The following is a 16,113-nucleotide window of genomic DNA, read 5'->3' on the forward strand; positions in this document are numbered from 1 at the left end:
GAGCAAGGACACCTACCTGGCGTCCCACCACGCCCAGGTCCGTGGCCGCCGCGGTGTCCTGAAAGCGATCGGCGCGACCCGCCACGACATTCTCATCGCCTACTGGCACATCATCGCGAACAAGACCGTCTACCAGGACCTCGGCGGAGACTGGCATGCCCGCCGACGCCGGGACCCTGAACGCCGCCGGAAGAACCTCGTCGGCGAACTGGAGAAACTCGGCTACACCGTCACCATCACACCAGCGGCATAGCCGCTACCCCAGACAGAAAGGAACACCCGCAGCACGCGCACCGAATACCGATAAGACCAGCGTTGGAAGCCCGGCTCCCAGCGCCTTCCCGCATGCCCGGAACCAGCCCCTCCGCGGTCCAGCAATTCACTCCTCAGAAGACATTCGGCATGCCGGTCGCCGCGCTCGCCGCGAACCTCTCCTGGGAGGCTGCCTNCTCCTTTTTCATCGATCCGTTTGCCGATGAGATTCACCTCCTGAGCATCGTCTGGTTTGTGATCGATCTCGTTATCCTTTGGCAGGTCTGGCGGTTCGGGCCGCGGGAGTTCGAGGACAAGCTCTCCCGTCGTGGCTTCAACATGATGCTTCTCGGTGGGGTAGCGATTGCGTTCCCGGTCGTCTACCTGGGCTTCTCGGAGTTCCACGATCCGGACGGCGAGTACACCGGCTTCGGCGTCAACTTTATGATGTCGATACTGTTTGTGGCGATGCTCCTGGAGCGCGAGAGCCCGCGAGGCCAGTCGATGTACATCGCGGTGTCGAAGTTCTTCGGAACCTTCTTCGCGTGGCTGGCGACGGCCTTCACGGTCACGACTAACAAGGCCGAGCCGTGGCCGGACAGCTTCGGCTCCTTCGTCATTGACAGCGTCACACATGACACCTACCCGCTGACGAGGCTCATCAATGTTCTTTATCTAGTGACATTTCTGGTGGACATTGGGTACATCGTGACGTTGCGGCGCCATCTCATCGCGGCCAAGATGAGCCCGTGGCGACATTTCTAAGGGCGGGAGAATCCCGGCGCGCCTCGCACCGGCGGAGCCCGGCNGTGCGCTGATACGCGCCACCGGGCCTCGCCGGCTACGGCCGCCGAGCCCTGCGGCCTACTGGAAGCGGCGAACGTAGCGATGCTGCCAAGGCGTCTCCACCGCATGGCGAGCATAGTTCGTCCGTATATAGTCAACTGCCTCGCCCGGGGCGATTCCGTCGAGCACGGCGATACAGGCGAGTGCCGTTCCAGTCCGCCCTTTTCCTCCGGAACACGCAATTTCGACGCGTTCCGAGTCCGCACGCGTCCAGGCTTCGTGAATGCTGCGTGCCGCGGCCTCTCGATCGGATGGCAGCCGGAAGTCGGGCCATCGTATCCACCGANTCTCCCAGGGGACCGCAGGTGGTTGACGTCCCACGAGGTACAGTCCGAACGATGGTTCACTTCCGTCCGGAAGCGGCTGTCGCAGCCCCCTGCCGCGGATAAGCCGGCCCGACGGGAGTGCCAACACTCCCGGCGCCCCAGGTTCCCATGTCGTCATTGTTCTGATGCTAACACCACGTCCGTCGCGACAGCGGACCGGGAAGTGGCGGGCAGCGGCTCGGCCGCGACACACCGGNTGATGAANAGCATTTCTCCCGGTCGGGTCGAGGCTCACGACCGCCACGTGGATGCACTTCAGCGCGGCGGTCTCGTTCGGGAAGTGTCCGCGGGCCCGGACCCTGCGGGGTGCCAGAAGTCGGCTTGGACCCGTGAGCTGGGGTGATGCGACGGTGCGGCAGCCGGCATAATGGTCAGTCATGTTCGTACGCCTGCTCTATCTGATCTTCGTGCGGGTGTGTGGCTGGTTGGTTATCCTCGGTCGTTCGTCGGCGTCAAAGGATATCGAGCTGCTGGTGCTGCGGCATGAGGTCGCGGTGCTGCGCCGTACCCAGCCCAAGCCCCGGTGGGACTGGGCGGACCGGGCGGTGCTCGCCGCACTGATCCGACTCCTGCCCAGAGCGCTGCGAGCGCACCGGCTGGTCACGCCCGGCACCGTCCTGCGGTGGCACCGCCGTCTGATCGTACGGACATGGACCCATCCACAGCGGATGGGTCGGCCACCGGTCGGCACGGAGATCGTGACCTTCNTCGAGCGGCTCGCGACCGAGAACACGACGTGGGGCTACCAGCGGATCCAGGGCGAGCTGCTCAAACTCGGTCACCGGGTGAGTGCCTCCACGATCCGACGGGTCCTTCAGAGCAGTCGAACACCATCACCGTCTTCGGCGCCTCCGGCGGGTTGACCGAGGTGACCTCCGGATGCAGCACAGGTGCCCCCCGTGCTACCAGCCCGTTGTANTGATCGGCGTACAGGATGCCGGAGGCGACCTGCAACGCCGACCCGGAGGCGTAGCGGACCAGCTCGGGTGACTGCCAGTTCGAGGTGTGGCTGGCCTCGGCCATCGCCTGCCACAACCCGACGTACGCGGCCACGGCCCGCTGCCCGGCGATCTCGGCGGGCGAGATCGGCGACGGCGACACCGAGGGCGATGCGGTGGCGCGCGGCACGGAGGGGGCCGAGGTCGCGGCTGGCCCCGGTTCGGAGGTGTGATCCGAACTGCACGCACCCATCACAGTGACGGCCAGCAATACACCGGCCGTGGCCCACCGCGCCGGCCTGCGGCCCGTGGGGAGTTCCGAACGAGGAGCCACTGCATCCACCTCGCAACGTCCGGCGGCGGTCCGTCCCCCCTGTGCTGCGGACCGTTTCCCTCCATGCGTACCTCGCCGGAACGCCAGCGGGCCGTTCCAACTCGGAAGTGGGAACGGCAACCCAGCGCAAAATGACCCGTTATGACCACATCGTGTCTAGTCCATACGGGTGCGGGATGTGGCATAACGGGACCATTCACCGCTGGGAAATGGGGGAATGCTGGCACCGCGCCCGCCCGGCGACACCACAGAAACCGAGGGAGGCAGCCTTCTGGGCCCCCGTTTCACCGTCGACCGGCGGCGCCTACCCGTCGTCCCGGCCGAGCCGAAGGGCCTCACCCAGATCAGCTGTGGTGGGGCTTGTCGGCCAGCGTGCGGCCAGGTCGGCGTGCAACCGCCGCAGCCGTGGCAGAAGCCGGACGGACCCCGTCGCGGCGATGATCGTCGCCGCCTCGATACCGGCTGTGCCGGCGAGGTCGGGGCTGTCGGCCTGGAGGTAGGCGGCGGCTAGGTGGCAGAGGAACTCCGCCGCCCAGCCGGAGGTGCGGGCGTCGCCGAGGCCGGCGAGTCCGCGGGTGAGGCAGGCGATCGCCTCCTCGTTGGAGGCCGGGTCGTCGCGGCCGAGGTAGCGGCAGACCCAGCCGCGTTCCAACGCGTAGAACTCCGGCGTGTAGTAGTAGATCCACGCCGGGGCCGCCTCGCCGTCCGCCGCTGCGGCGGCAGCGAGATCGGCGCCCCGAGCCAGCGCCTCGACCGCCGGCCGGCGGCGGCCCGCGAGCGCGTGGGCGCGGGCTTCCTGGTGGGCGTCGTAGGCCCGCTGGCCCACCCACACCCGCTCGTCCCGCGACGCCGCCCGCGACAGGCCCACCGCGGCGTCGAGCTGGCCGAGGTGGAACGCCAGATGACCCTTGAAGCTGATTGTGGTCGCGTGCAGGGTGGTCGCGTCCACCTCGAACGCCCACTCCGCGGCCCGGTCCAGCCAGCCACGGGCCGCCGCCCACCGGCCGGTGGAGATGTGCAGCCAGCCGGCGAACTCCGCCCACTGCGCCCCGATCTCCACCAGCGGCCCCCGCACCTGCCCCGACGCCTCGCCGATCAGCCGCTCCACCTCACCCAACTGCGCCATGACCGGGACCAGTAGCCGGGCCGAACCGATCAGGTCCTCGGTCGCCCGCTGCTCGGCCAGGATCGCCGCCAACGACGCCACCACCCGACCATCCACACGGCTCGGCCGCGACACCGCACGGCGTAGCCGCTCCTGCTCGTCACCGTCGAGAAACCCGGTCTCTCCGGCGGAGGCCATGGGCTGTGGCGCGCCGCGGTTGCCCTGCTCGTGGCGGAAAAGGTCGTAGGCCATCGGCCGGGTCCGAACCGCCCCCACAGTCCCGGCAGACTGCGTGCTCCTGCGCCCCCGAGGCGCGGAATCCACCGTGTTCCGCTGCATGCGATGGAGGAGGAGCCGGTCCTGCGGGCTCAGCCGCTCCCGATCCTCAAGATCGAGGAGGCGATGAACATCGGTGCCGTACACAACGGCGAGTAGCGCGAGCACCTGCGGAGTTAGCCGTCGCCGGTCGGGGCGCGGCCAGTTCTCCACCTCGCTCAACCGCGGAGCGGTCATCACCGGTATGCCATCTGGATCGAAGCCGGTACGGGTGGCATGAGTGTTGATCTGGTTGGCGGCTTCCTGCAACGTCCATCCGAACGCATGCCGGAACGCCGCCCGAGGGCGGAGCCGGTAGCGGCGGGCGAACTCGACCGCGGCTTCCTCGTGCGTCATCCCGGCCGCCCGCATCCGCGCACGCAACTCGTTCTGCTCCACCCGCAGACTCACCCGCGCCACCCGCCCCACCTCCATCCCTCGCGGTGACCGCGCTGGAAAGTCGAACCGCACCGCTATGGATCTCTTCCACCGTAGCGGGGACAATCACCAGCCCACCGCTCCGCCGAAGCGCGCTCGGCAGCGACACCTTCTCGTCGTCGGACTGGCACAGCAGCCGTTCTCCTCGCGACCTGACAGCGCCAGGGTTCGCTTCGATCACAAGATCAGGAAAGATCGAGTTTTCGCGAAGCCTTGACACCTGCGCCAGCGGCACCCTGCCGGGGGTAGCCGCTCAAAACGGAGAGGACCGGTACGGCTACCCGGGGCAGGGGCTATGCCGGCACAGTGAGGCTCCCGGACCACGCCAGCGCGTCCGGTCGTGCCCTCGGCACCCGGGGCACGACCGCCGTGGGTTCCCGGCGGCAGTGGGGGCAGCGGGCCGGTTGGTGCGCGCACGCGATGGCGTCGATCACCAGCCGGTCCGCCGGGCGCATCCGTGCGCGGTCGTGGACGTCCACAAGGCTGTGGACGTCGGTCCCGTACACCGAGGCCAGCAGCACCAGAGCGTGCGGCGTGGGCCTGCGCCGCGCGGACGGGTACGGCCAGTTCTCCACCTCACTGAGGTGGGGAGAGGTCNTCGCAGCCCGGCCCAGCGGATCGAGATTGAGATCGGCGGCGTGGGCGTTGATGTGCCCCGCGGCCTGCGTCAAACTCCACCCGTGCGCGTACCGGAACGCCGCACGGGGCCGGTACCCGTACCGCGCCATGAACTCCTCGGCGATCTCCCCGTGTGTCCTGCCCGCATCCACCAGGGCGACCCGCAGAGCGTCACGCTCCGCTCGTACGCTGATCGCGCGCATGATCGTCCCCTCTCGGGTCACGTCGCCGGGCGGCGGGCCACGCCGGTCACGGCCTCGGGCGCGCGCTGGCTGGGCGGGGGCCAGTGCCACGGGTCCAGTCCACGCAGCGCGTCCGCGACCCGCCGCAACGTCTGCGGATCGGTGCGGTAGACGACCGGGGCCGCAGGCTCCGGCACCGCCAACGGCGCCCGCGCCGGCAGCGCCACGCCAGCACCTGCTGTCTCCGGCCGCAACCCGCCCGGAACCTCCCCCCATACGACCTTTCCACCCGATTTGACCCGGTACCAGGACCATGAGCTGCACAGCGCATCCACCAGAACCAGGCCACGCCCGTCCTCGCTGAACACGTCCGGACTCTTCATCTCGGGGCCGACGTTGCTGCTGTCCCACACCTCCACCACGACCTGCCCGCGCGTGGCCGTGAGCCGCACGGCCAGCACGTCCTGCGGACGGCTCACCTTCACCGCGTTGGACGTGATCTCCCCCACAACGAGTTCGACGGTGCCCACAGTGTCGGTGTCCACTGACCAGCCCAGCAGCGTGGCAGTGGTCCTCGCGCGCACCTCGGGCACAGCGGCGGCTGTCGGAGGGAAATGCGCCACCGCCACCCGGATCACCGCCGGCTGGTCGGCCGCTGTCATGCCGAGCCCCTCGGGCTGCGGACGGCGCGCGACGGGTGTGGATGCCGGTGATCGTGATGCTCATGTGCGGGTGTACTGTCCGCTGTCGCCGTCGATGGCCTGTGGAGTGACGGCAGGTCGCAGCCCGGCAGGACGGCGAACTCAGCCCATGCCACCAGCTCACAGCGCGCGTGTGACAGACGGCGGCTGACCTTCGCGACACGATCGTCAACGGTCAGGGGAAGACGGGTAAGCGCCTGCCGCATCCGCCCGTGCGCCCACTCGTGGGCGGTATCGAAGTCAGCGAACGCCCCGAGCGGCTGCCCGTCCGCGTCCCACACCACGAAGCGGTGTCCGTCCATGGCACCTCCCGGTCTAGCATGGCTTGATGCAACGATCCACGTTGCTGCAACAGCATGCAAGAGTCTCAGGGAAACTTTGGTTGCCGTGGTGCGTGTAGCGTCCGACCTGGACGATCACCTGTGATCCGGAGTGGAGGGGCCTGCTGATGCCTCGGCGTCCACCGTCGGCGCGTGCCCGTGGGCTCGGCGCTGAACTTCGCGACCTGCGTCTCGGCCTCGGGAAGACCAGCCGCGCTGTAGCCGAAGGCTTGGGGTGGTCTCCCAGCACACTTAGCCGGCTGGAGAACGGCCTACGCGGCATCACGGTCGAAGACGTCGCGGCGCTGCTGGTCGTCTACCAGGTCACCGGTCCGGAGCGAGATCGCCTCCTCGCGCTGGCGCGGGAAGTCGACAGGCCCGGCTGGTGGGAGACCGGCCTGCCGGGACTGCCCAACCAGCTCACGGCGCTCATCGGCTTCGAGTCGCAGGCCGAGAGGATCACCGAGGTGGGCATGCTGCTTGTGCCCGGCCTGCTCCAGACCACGGAGTACGCCCGCGCCGTCATGGTCGGCGGAGACGTCCCCGCCCACGAGATCGAAGCGCGGGTGGTTACCCGACTCGGCCGGCAAGCGCTCCTGAGTCGCGCAGACCCGCCCGAGCTGCATGTGATCATTGACGAGTCCGTTCTACGCCGCCCGGTCGGCGNCCCCGCCGTGATGGCCGCGCAGCTACAGCACATCCTCACCGCGGCATCCCGGCCCACGATCACCGTGCAGGTTCTCCTCAGCGCACTCGGGGCGCATCTCGGCACCGCCGGGTCGTTCGTGCTACTGGAGTTCCTCAAGGCGCACGCCATCGTCCACCTCGAACACCTACGCTCCAGCCTGTTCGTCGACGAACCCGGCGACGTCGCCCCGTTCATGCAGGCCCGGGATACGCTGGCACAACAGGCTCTTGACCCCACCGCATCAGCGGACCTGCTGGCATCCGTCGCAGACGAGTACCAAGGGAGGTGAGCACGACGGATCTGACCAACGCTGAATGGCGCAAATCGAGTTACAGCGCGACGCAGACCACCTGCGTAGAGGTAGCACAGGTTGATGAAGTCGTTGCCGTCCGNGACAGCAAAGACCCCACGGGCCCGGTTCTCGTCTTCACCCCCGACGAATGGGCGGCGTTTCTAGCCGGCGTACGAGACGGCGAATTCAACCATTAGTGGCGCGACATGGTGATGCAACCAGCGAGACGATACAGGCCCACCCGATCTCAGGTGGGCCTGTATCGTTCGCGTAACGATCAAGGATCGCGCGATGTCGCTCGTGAATAACGACTACATCCGTTCCGGTGCCGCGATCCCCAGCAAATCGAGTCCTTGCCTCAAGGTCCGGGCCGTGAGGTGGCACAGAGCGAGACGGTTGGCACGGGTTGAGGGGTCGGCTTGCAAGACGGGGCAGGCTTCGTAGAAGTCGGTGAAGGCGCGGGCGAGTTCGTAGAGGTAGTTGCACAGCCGGTGGGGTTCGAGCAGGCGGGCGACTTCGGTGAGGGCGCCGCCGAAGGCATCGAGTTGGAGTGCGAGAGCGCGTTCCGCTGGGTGCAGAGCCAGGGCCACGTCGACGGTGGCCGTCATGTCGCCGGCCTTGCGGAGAATCGACTGGATACGGGTGTGGGCGTATTGGAGGTAGACGCCGGTGTTGCCGTCGAAGGAGACCATCCGGTCGACGTCGAAGACGTAGTCCTTGGTGCGGCTGGTCGACAGGTCCGCGTATTTGACCGCGCCGATACCGGCGGCCTCGGCGATGTGGTCGAGGTCGTCGTCGGTGAGGGCGTGATCTTTCTCGGCGACGGTGGCTCGCGCCTTGCCGGTCGCGGCGTCGAGAAGATCCATGAGTTTGACGGTGTCGCCGGCCCTGGTCTTGAAGGGTCGGCCGTCGGGGCCGAGGACCGTACCGAACGCGACGTGCGCGACGTCGACTGCATCGGTGAGCCAGCCGGCGCGGCGCGCGGTCTCGAACACCAGCCGGAAATGGAGGGCTTGGCGGGCGTCGACAACGTAGAGGAGCCGGTCGGCGTGCAGGTCGCGGATGCGGTAGCGGATGGTGGCCAGGTCGGTGGTGTCATAGCCGTAGCCGCCGTCGGTCTTGCGGACCATCAATGTGGCCGGGTCGCCGTCGGGGCCGGTGACTTCCTGGGAGAGGACGACCAGCGCGCCTTCGCTGTCCTGCGCGATCCCGGCCGCGGTCAGCTCGTCAACGATGTCGAGTAGGCGGTCGTTGTAGAAGGACTCGCCCGCGGAGTCCGATGGTTCGAGGAGGACGCCAAGCCGGTCGTAGATCTGCCGGAAGGCGACCTCGGACTCGGCCACGATCTCCCGCCACCGGGCGACGGTGTCCTCATCGCCAGCCTGCAACGCGACGACACGGGCCCGTGCACGGTCAGCGAACCCGGGGTCGGCGTCGAACTCCTTGCGCGCGGCCCGGTACAGGCTGTCAAGCGCGGAGACCGTCGACGTTCCAGGCGCGAGGTCGTCGCTGTGCCAGGTGGCGTCTGGATGCTCGTCAAGGTATTGGATGAGCATGCCGAACTGGGTGCCCCAGTCACCGAGATGGTTCTGTCGGATGACCTCGGCGCCGAGGAAGCCGAGCACCCGGGCGAGCGCGTCACCGATGATCGTCGTGCGCAGGTGGCCGACGTGCATCTCCTTGGCGATGTTCGGCCCGGAATAGTCGATCACGGTGCGGCGGCTCTGTTCCGGCAGGTCGATACCGAGCCGTGGGTCGGCTAGCCGCGCCGCGACCTGTGTCCAGACCGTGGCATCGGCGAGGGCCAGGTTGAGGAAGCCGGGGCCGGAAACGGTCACGTCCGCGACGGCCGTCGAGCCGTCGGCACGAAGCGCGTCCGCAACCGCGGTGGCCAGGTCGGCAGGCTTGGTGCGGGCTCGCTTCGCCAGGGCCAACGCGGCGTTGGACTGGAAGTCCGCGTGTTCCGAGGGACGCACCACCGGGTCGGCGCCGGCCGCCTCGGGCAGCACACGGTCGATCGCGGCGGATACGGCGATCTCGACCTGGTTGATGAGCGAGCGTACGGTCTGCGCGGTCACGCTGAAGTCCTCCCTGGTTCGCGTGTCCATCCTCCCAGGCGCGGGCTGTTCTCCCGCGGCGGGACGCCACAGGCGAGCCAGCAGGGCCTGACGGCGGTCAGGGTGCGCTCTGAAGCGCCTGCCGTCGAGGCTGGTCACGACACGGGCGGAGGTCAGACGGACCAGGCCACGATGCACCGTGGAGTACAGCGCCGGGTTGTCGACGTAGCCGAGGAAGTCCTCACCTGTTATGCCGCAGGGCGATGTCAGCAGCGCGTCGATCAGGTTGGCGATGGTGAACGGGGCGGGTGAGTCGAGCAGGCAGAGGGCGGCCAGGGTGATGGCACGTTCGGCTTGGGCACAGTGCCGCTGGTAGGGGCCGATCTGACCGCCGAGGAAGATGTGCTGCGTTGTCATCGCGTTGAGGATCAGGCGGAGCTTGAACACCTGCGAGTTCAGGAACCATGGCTCCACAACGACCGGGGCGATGTTCAGTCTGCCGGCGGCGTCCAGGATGAAGCCGCCGAGGGCCACGGCGATATCGACCTCCGTCGCCGTGGCATGCAGCTTCACCTCATAGGCGACCTCGGTGTCGAGCCGGAGCAGATGGGTCGCGTGGAGGGCGATCACGGCGTCTGCCAGTCGGGCACGCACGCTCTCGGACAGCGGCGGGCCGACAAACAGCAAGTCGAGATCCGCGTCGTGCGCGGCGGAACCGGCTGCGTGGGAGCCGTAGGCGATCGCGTATCCGCGCGGGCCGAGGAACTCTGCGCGCAGTCGGCCCGCGTCCGCCAGCGCCTGCGCGATGCCAGTCACCGCTGTGACGGAAGGTGATGGTGGGGATCACCGGTGACCTGAAAGTCAATCAGGTGGATGCCGCTGGGCAGCACGACCTGACCCGACGGGCGGGTGTGTGCGTCCACGAAGGCAGTGACCTCGGCCTGAACTTCAGGATCACGGACAAGGGCTGGCATGTCCTTGAAATGCAGCCGGTTGAACCATGCCATCGCCGCATCGCGGCTGTCCGCGAGGGCGACACCGGCCGCGCGGATGTGAGTGAGATGGCCGATGGCGCGGTCCTCAGCCAGTCGCAGTTCCTCCAACAGCAGAAGGCGGGTGTACTCGCGTCCGCCATCGGGGAACGGGGCGATCCTTTCCCATGCCCAGGTCACCAGCCGCTGTTCCGGGGTCTGCGAATCGAAGAACAGAACGAGGAGATGACCGCCATCAGCGACAAGTGACAGCATGTCGCGCACCAGGCTGCCCGCCTCCCGGCGCGCCGCTCCTTGATCAGCCACCGGCTGGATCCCGTCCCCTGTCATCTCCTCGAAGAACTCACCCAGCGGGTAGCTCAGCGACCAGAACGCCCCGACCAGGTCAAACCCGCCGGCTCGGCCGTCGTCGAGCAGCCGTGACACGGCGAGCGGGATGTCGGCCTCGTGAGCCTCCGCTTCCGGGAAACGACTACGGAAGGTGTCGAGCATGGCGGCGCTGGAGTCGATCGCCACGAGCCTGCGTGCGTACGGGGCGAGCCGGGCGGTCAACCGTCCGGTGCCGCACCCGAGTTCCAGCACGTCGAGCGCTTGGCGCGGCGCACCGAAACGCGCCTCGATGATCTGCGCGATCATGTCCCCGTCGTCTCGACCGCTGTAGTAATGCGCGGGTAGTACCGCCTCGTAGATTCCTTCGGTGCGGTAGACGGCTTTGAATCCCGGCGTGGCCGGTACGTCAATGCTCCGGCTGTCGCCTGCTGCGCCGTTCATGCCCGGTCCTCAGCGTGCTCGCTGGCTTCCCACGCCTGTCCCAGCGCGACGGCGTGGTCAAGGACACCGGTCATATGCTCGGCCTCGATATGGGGGTTGGCTGCCATGAATCGCAGCGGATAGACGGTGGCGCCCTTGCGTAGGATCCCCGCGTCGTCGCGGATGCTGAACTGATGCAGATGCCAGATACCTTCGGCCAGCATCCGCTCGTGGATCCATCGGTTGGCATGGTTGACCAGCTCGATGGCGGAGACATGATCGGTAGCGTTGGCATAGCTGACCGGTAGGTAGAGGAACGCGACCGCGAGCAGGTCCGGCTCATGCAGTCGAATCGTCCGCGGACAGGCATCGACCAGCGCGGCGAACCGCTGCGCGTTCGCAACCCGCTTCTCAGCCATCGCCGCGAGCCCTGTTCTGCCGTGCGTGCGCATCAGCATCCACAACTTCAACGACAGCCAACCCTTGGTACCGACAAACGGCGTCACCTGCCCGAACGCGAAATCCTCCTGCATGATCAGATCCGAGTAGCTGGCGATCGTTCGCAGGCTTGCTGGCGTGCGCACCAGCAACGCGGACAGCGCATGGGGCACGGCCATGACCTTGTGCGGGTCCACCGTCACGCTGTCAAACCCGGAAATTCCAGCAATCTTGTGACGGAGGTGATCGCTGAATGCGCAGAGCAGCCCCCAGCAGGCATCTGCGTGCAGCCAGATCCGTTCGTCGGCCGCGCGGGTGACATCGTGCACGCCTTGGAGGTTCTCGATCGTCTGAGTGCGACTGTCGCCGGCGTAGGCCACCACAGCCATCACTCGGCCCTGGTTCTCCGCAAGAGCCCGTTCCAATTTCGCCAGGTCGTAGCGGAAACCCGCAGTGTCGACCTCGATCAACTGGCTACCAGCGCCAATCCACGCCAGCGCGCTCTTCACACTGTAATGACCGATACCACGGGGAACGACGATCGCGAATCTGCCGGGGTCGGTCACACCACATTCCATCGTGCCAGGCGCCGCGTGCTCTCGGGCCAGCATCATCGCGACCGTGTTGCTCATCGTCCCGCCATGGGCGATGACACCACCGACATCCCACACCGTCATCACATCCTGCACGGGAGGGTTGGTGAAGCCGAGCAACTCGCGCAGCCACCGCAAGACGGTGATCTCGATGAAGGTGGCGCTCGGCGAGTCGAAGCTCTGGTTGATCAGGTTCTGCTGGGTGAACAGCGCGAGCACGCCGCCCGCGAGCGCGGCAACGTCGTCGCCTGTATCCCCGAAGCCCAGGAAGCGTGGACTCGCCTCGTTCTTGCACAGAGGCAGCACGGTGTCCGTGAACTCAGCCAGGACCTCCTCAATGCTGCTGGTGTAGTCCGGAAGCTCCGACAACAGCAGGTCGCGGATCTGGGTGGGAGGCAGCCGGGCGCGGTAGATCTCTGGCTGGAGCTTGAAGTCAAACCCCAGCTCCAGCGCGTCTGCCAGCACGCGGCGGGCTCTGCTCTCATTGGGTGACGTAGCCGGACTTCCCGCCGAGAAGATCGCCGAGGGAGCTTCCACCGTCCTCCTCACCAAGCCAGCACCTAGAAGACACAGACCATCACTATCAGTGATGATGATGGTCGTCATACTAATCGAGACTTCCCACAGCTTCCAGGCATTTCCCGCACGTCACCCGCACCCCTCCGAGGCCGGAACTGCGCCGACAGGCACAATGGGTGCCGTGCCGATCCCCACCGCCCAGTACGAACCGTGGATGCGTCGTGCTCTCAAGCTGGCCACGNCCCTCCCTGNCCCCGGAGCCGACGACCCGCCGGTCGGGGCAGTCATCTACGGACCGGACGGGACCGAGATCGCGGCAGCACATCACGACCGCGAACGCACCGCGGATCCCACCGCCTACGCCGAGATCCTCGCGCTCCGCCAGGCAGCCCAGGCGCTCGGAACCTGGCGCCTCACCGACTGCACCCTCGTAACCACCCTCGAACCAGGCACCATGTCTGCCGGCGCGATCGTCCTCGCCCGCATACCACGCCTCATCATCGGCACCTGGGACAAATACAACGGCGCGGTCTGCTCCCTCTGGGACGTCGTGCGCGACCGTCGTCTCAACCACTTCGTTGAAGTCATCCCCGACGTGCTCAAGGACGAGTGCGACGCCTTGCTCGACTCCTACCTCGACTCGCCGAGCAACCTCGCCCGAGGCTGATCGACTGAGCCGACAACTCTCGCCGTCCCGGCGCGCCGATCAGACACCCCTTGGTCGTCGCGCAAGATCGCTGTGCAATTTGCGTGCCAGCGCGTGTAGTCACAATGGACCAGTCGGTTGGGGTCATTGATCGCTGGCATGCCGCCCAGTGGCACAGCGTCGCAGGTCAGCCCTTGGTAGGCCAGCGGGGCTTGACCTCGGCCGCGATCGTGATCAGCCGGCTCCCCNCCCGGAACCCGCCGTTCACTACGCCCACAAAGCAGCGTGATCTCAGGCACAAACTCTTCGGGCTATTTGTCTTGAATGCCGTGAATGTCGACTTGCGGTTCTGTGTGTCGTCGGACCCCCCGCTCGTCTGCCAGGGGGAATGCGGGTGGGCGGCGCGGATTTTGGGCGTTGGTACAGGTCAAGCGTGTCTGACGCCCACCCGAGGTGTTCTGGATTGGCGTCGTGGGTGGGGTTCTCCCGAGGTCGTGTGCGGGGTATCGGAGGGTGGCCTGTTGGTGGTTTGGTCTCGGTCACGATCGGGGTAGCTTTCTGGGATCGTGTCGATTGCTGCCGGTATGAGGTCTTGTTGGTGCAGTTGTACCCGCGGTGCCGTCCCGTGTCCGCCACGCCTGCTGCTGAGCGTTCACGGGACGCCGGCTCACCGCCGCCGCGGGTGGCCCGTCCAATCGGGCGTTTCCTGTCGTACGGGTCTACCGGGATTGCGGTCTCGGTCAGCGCCTGGTCAGCCGGGCGGTTGCCGGCCTCGCCCGCCGACGAGGACGTGTGCCCTCGCGCGGCGGCCTGAGCGGGGCGCCGCGGGTCCCGATGTCCCGGCCGGCGTAGCCGCCTGGCGCGGACGTGCCTGTTGCGGTCGGAGGCCGGTAGTCGTCGCGTCGGTCGCGGCATCCCTCGCGCCCGGTCGGGCGGTCTGGCGTGGTGGGGACGGGCCTGCGCGCGCACCTCCGGCACCGACGGGCCCGTAGTGGCGCCTGCGCCTCCTGGTAGCCCCGCCTGTACCGCCGTGCTCCCGTCGTCCGCTCCGCCCGTCTGCAAGCCCGTCCTGCTCTTGGGAGACGCCTCCGCGTGATCACGAATCCTCCGCAGCAACGCCATCTCGGCCGCCGTACCTACGCCCGACCTGCCACCCGCACCGCCACCGGATACGACCACCTGCTCGGGTTGGCCCGCCACCTCACTGCCCGGGACCGGTGGATCACCCGCATGATCCATGAGCATCGGGTCCTGACCACCCACCAGATCGCCCAGCTCGGCTGGACGTCGCGCCGCGCGGCGAACATTCGGCTGCTGGAGCTGTACCGCTGGCGCGTCCTGGACCGTTTCCAGCCACTGGCCGTGAGTGGCCTGGCGCCCATGCACTACGTCCTCGACGTCGCCGGCGCGGCCGTGCTCGCCTACGAGGATGGCGTGGACCCGAAGAAGACCGGCTACCAGCACGACCGGGCGAAAGGCATCGCCCATTCCCTGCACCTGGCCCACCGGGTCGCGGTCAACGAGGTGTTCACCAGCCTCGTGTACCACGCCCGCCAACCCGACACCGCCGGCACACTGACCGCCTGGTGGTCGCAGGAACGCTGCGCCGAGCACTTCGGCGACATCGTCCGTCCCGACGCCTACGGCCGCTGGACCGAACGCGGCGCCGAGGTCGAATGGTTCCTCGAACTCGACTACGGCACCGAAGCGATGCGCCGCCTCGCGGCGAAGCTCCTCGACTACCAGCAGCTCGCGACCGCAACACGGATCACGACCCCGGTCCTGTTCTGGTTTCCCACCAGCCGCCGTGAGACCGCGGCCCGCCAGGCTCTGACCCGCGCCCTGGGTGACCTTGACCGGCCCGCGCTGGTGCCTGTCGCGACGACCGCGGCCGACCTCACCGCACCGGACGACCACCTGGACCCCACCCTCGTCCGCTGGCTTCCCCTGACCCCGGCCCCGGCCGGTCCCGGCCGTTTCGCGCTGCACCAGCTCGACCAGCTCTGGCCCGACCGTTCCGCCCCCGCCCCCAAGACTGAGGACGCCGATGTCCCGGACAAGCCGGGACGGCTGCGCCCACCCCAGCCCATGCCCCCGACCGGCCTGCACGGGCAGCACACCGCCGCCTGATTCCTGCTGTCACGACGGTCCCGTCGCGCGTCCCCCCGTGACCGGGCGCGCGGCGGGACCGTTGCCGTTTCCGGGGCCATCGGGTCCGGGCCGCAGCCCGACCTCGCGGTCTGCGGCCTGGACGGTCGGGGTCTCACCCGCCCCGCATGGGGGATGAAGGGGCGGGTCCGACCCGCCCCCGGCCTGCGGCCGGGGNGCCAGGCAGGTTCGCGTCGCGCGGACGGTCGGGCCGTACCCCACCCGTATTTCGAGTGTGAGGCCGACGCAGACCTCGCCACATCCGACGGACGAGAGGACCTGGGCCGTGAACACCGACACCTGGACGCTGGTCGAGGACATCACCAGCCGTGTGCAACACGCCGTCCGCGGCGGCGACTACCCCGCGATCCTGGGCTTGCACGGCACCCAGAATCTGGTCCTCACCGACCGGCCCTATCTGATCAGTTGGGCGACGGCGCTCGCGTTCGAGATCCGCGCCGCCGCGCACGCCCAGAGCAACGCCACCCACCGGTGGGTCTTCGCCGTCCCCCAGGTCTGGTACGAGGACGGCGACCTCATCGAGGCCAGGCCCCTGTTCACCGCACCCGTGCAACCGGACGAGCAGGAAGCGATCACCTGGATGAGCTGCGACGA

13 protein-coding genes and 2 pseudogenes are annotated in these 16,113 nt (G+C 67.9%); 8 read left to right on the forward strand and 7 right to left on the reverse strand.

The features are described from left to right. Together ALLO2_RS26455 and ALLO2_RS14225 are read left to right on the forward strand one after the other, a co-directional pair. A pseudogene (locus ALLO2_RS26455) lies at nucleotides 1–253 on the forward strand (IS110 family transposase); the annotation flags it as partial. A 92-nt stretch (nucleotides 254–345) separates the two neighbouring features. Continuing rightward, a complete protein-coding gene (locus tag ALLO2_RS14225) occupies nucleotides 346–1,017 on the forward strand; it encodes a hypothetical protein (protein ID WP_051875268.1) in 672 nt (223 codons plus the stop codon). Between the two features lie 99 nt (nucleotides 1,018–1,116). Here the strand turns inward: ALLO2_RS14225 and ALLO2_RS24570 are convergent, their stop codons facing one another. Next, a complete protein-coding gene (locus tag ALLO2_RS24570; RefSeq protein WP_084588439.1) occupies nucleotides 1,117–1,542 on the reverse strand; it encodes a protein-tyrosine phosphatase family protein in 426 nt (141 codons plus the stop codon). 259 nt (nucleotides 1,543–1,801) lie between these two features. Here ALLO2_RS24570 and ALLO2_RS14230 point away from each other — a divergent pair. Both ALLO2_RS14230 and ALLO2_RS25680 read left to right on the forward strand, forming a co-directional pair. Further along, nucleotides 1,802–2,257 (forward strand): annotated as a pseudogene (locus ALLO2_RS14230) (transposase); the annotation flags it as partial. A 170-nt stretch (nucleotides 2,258–2,427) separates the two neighbouring features. Continuing rightward, a complete protein-coding gene (locus ALLO2_RS25680) occupies nucleotides 2,428–2,595 on the forward strand; it encodes a hypothetical protein (RefSeq protein ID WP_157493398.1) in 168 nt (55 codons plus the stop codon). Between the two features lie 405 nt (nucleotides 2,596–3,000). Here ALLO2_RS25680 and ALLO2_RS24575 read toward each other — a convergent pair whose 3' ends face one another. From ALLO2_RS24575 to ALLO2_RS14245, 3 genes are all read right to left on the reverse strand, one after another. Next, entirely contained in the window at nucleotides 3,001–4,536 is a 1,536-nt protein-coding gene (locus ALLO2_RS24575; RefSeq protein ID WP_023840970.1) for a hypothetical protein, read from the reverse strand. 311 nt (nucleotides 4,537–4,847) lie between these two features. Continuing rightward, nucleotides 4,848–5,375, reverse strand: a complete 528-nt coding sequence (locus ALLO2_RS14240; protein ID WP_035732661.1) for a hypothetical protein — start codon at nucleotides 5,373–5,375, stop codon at nucleotides 4,848–4,850. 17 nt (nucleotides 5,376–5,392) lie between these two features. Continuing rightward, on the reverse strand, nucleotides 5,393–6,016 hold the full coding sequence (locus ALLO2_RS14245) for an ATP-binding protein (RefSeq protein ID WP_011437096.1): 624 nt from the start codon (nucleotides 6,014–6,016) through the stop codon (nucleotides 5,393–5,395). Between the two features lie 487 nt (nucleotides 6,017–6,503). Here ALLO2_RS14245 and ALLO2_RS14255 point away from each other — a divergent pair, with 487 nt between their 5' ends. Both ALLO2_RS14255 and ALLO2_RS24585 read left to right on the forward strand, forming a co-directional pair. After that, nucleotides 6,504–7,352 carry a helix-turn-helix transcriptional regulator gene (locus tag ALLO2_RS14255; protein ID WP_035732663.1) on the forward strand — a complete coding sequence of 283 codons (849 nt, stop codon included), beginning with the start codon at nucleotides 6,504–6,506 and terminating at the stop codon, nucleotides 7,350–7,352. Then, entirely contained in the window at nucleotides 7,349–7,552 is a 204-nt protein-coding gene (locus ALLO2_RS24585; protein ID WP_011437099.1) for a DUF397 domain-containing protein, read from the forward strand. The genes ALLO2_RS14255 and ALLO2_RS24585 overlap by 4 nt, the downstream gene beginning before the upstream one ends. 114 nt (nucleotides 7,553–7,666) lie before the next feature. Here the strand turns inward: ALLO2_RS24585 and argS are convergent, their stop codons facing one another. From argS to ALLO2_RS14270, 3 genes are all read right to left on the reverse strand, one after another. Next, nucleotides 7,667–9,463, reverse strand: a complete 1,797-nt coding sequence (argS, locus tag ALLO2_RS14260; protein ID WP_011437100.1) for an arginine--tRNA ligase — start codon at nucleotides 9,461–9,463, stop codon at nucleotides 7,667–7,669. A gap of 761 nt (nucleotides 9,464–10,224) precedes the next feature. Next, nucleotides 10,225–11,175: a class I SAM-dependent methyltransferase gene (locus ALLO2_RS14265; protein WP_011437102.1), complete on the reverse strand. Its 951-nt coding sequence runs from the start codon at nucleotides 11,173–11,175 to the stop codon at nucleotides 10,225–10,227. Beyond that, nucleotides 11,172–12,722 carry a pyridoxal-dependent decarboxylase gene (locus tag ALLO2_RS14270; RefSeq protein WP_023840972.1) on the reverse strand — a complete coding sequence of 517 codons (1,551 nt, stop codon included), beginning with the start codon at nucleotides 12,720–12,722 and terminating at the stop codon, nucleotides 11,172–11,174. The genes ALLO2_RS14265 and ALLO2_RS14270 overlap by 4 nt, the downstream gene beginning before the upstream one ends. Nucleotides 12,723–12,876: 154 nt before the next feature. On the opposite strand from ALLO2_RS14270, the gene ALLO2_RS14275 reads away from it, so the two are divergent. Further along, a complete protein-coding gene (locus ALLO2_RS14275; protein WP_035732665.1) occupies nucleotides 12,877–13,371 on the forward strand; it encodes a nucleoside deaminase in 495 nt (164 codons plus the stop codon). A gap of 1,071 nt (nucleotides 13,372–14,442) precedes the next feature. Next, nucleotides 14,443–15,480: a replication-relaxation family protein gene (locus ALLO2_RS14280; RefSeq protein WP_011437106.1), complete on the forward strand. Its 1,038-nt coding sequence runs from the start codon at nucleotides 14,443–14,445 to the stop codon at nucleotides 15,478–15,480. Nucleotides 15,481–16,113: the final 633 nt, after the last annotated feature.

It is taken from the genome of Frankia sp. Allo2 (genome assembly GCF_000733325.1).
GTDB classification, from domain to species: domain Bacteria; phylum Actinomycetota; class Actinomycetes; order Frankiales; family Frankiaceae; genus Frankia; species Frankia casuarinae.

Bases quoted from the DNA above. Each gene is read 5' to 3' on its own strand.
- ALLO2_RS14245 (WP_011437096.1), bottom strand. From the start codon at position 6,016: ATGACAGCGGCCGACCAGCCGGCGGTGATCCGGGTGGCGGTGGCGCAT.
- argS (WP_011437100.1), bottom strand. From the start codon at position 9,463: ATGGACACGCGAACCAGGGAGGACTTCAGCGTGACCGCGCAGACCGTA.
- ALLO2_RS14265 (WP_011437102.1), bottom strand. From the start codon at position 11,175: ATGAACGGCGCAGCAGGCGACAGCCGGAGCATTGACGTACCGGCCACG.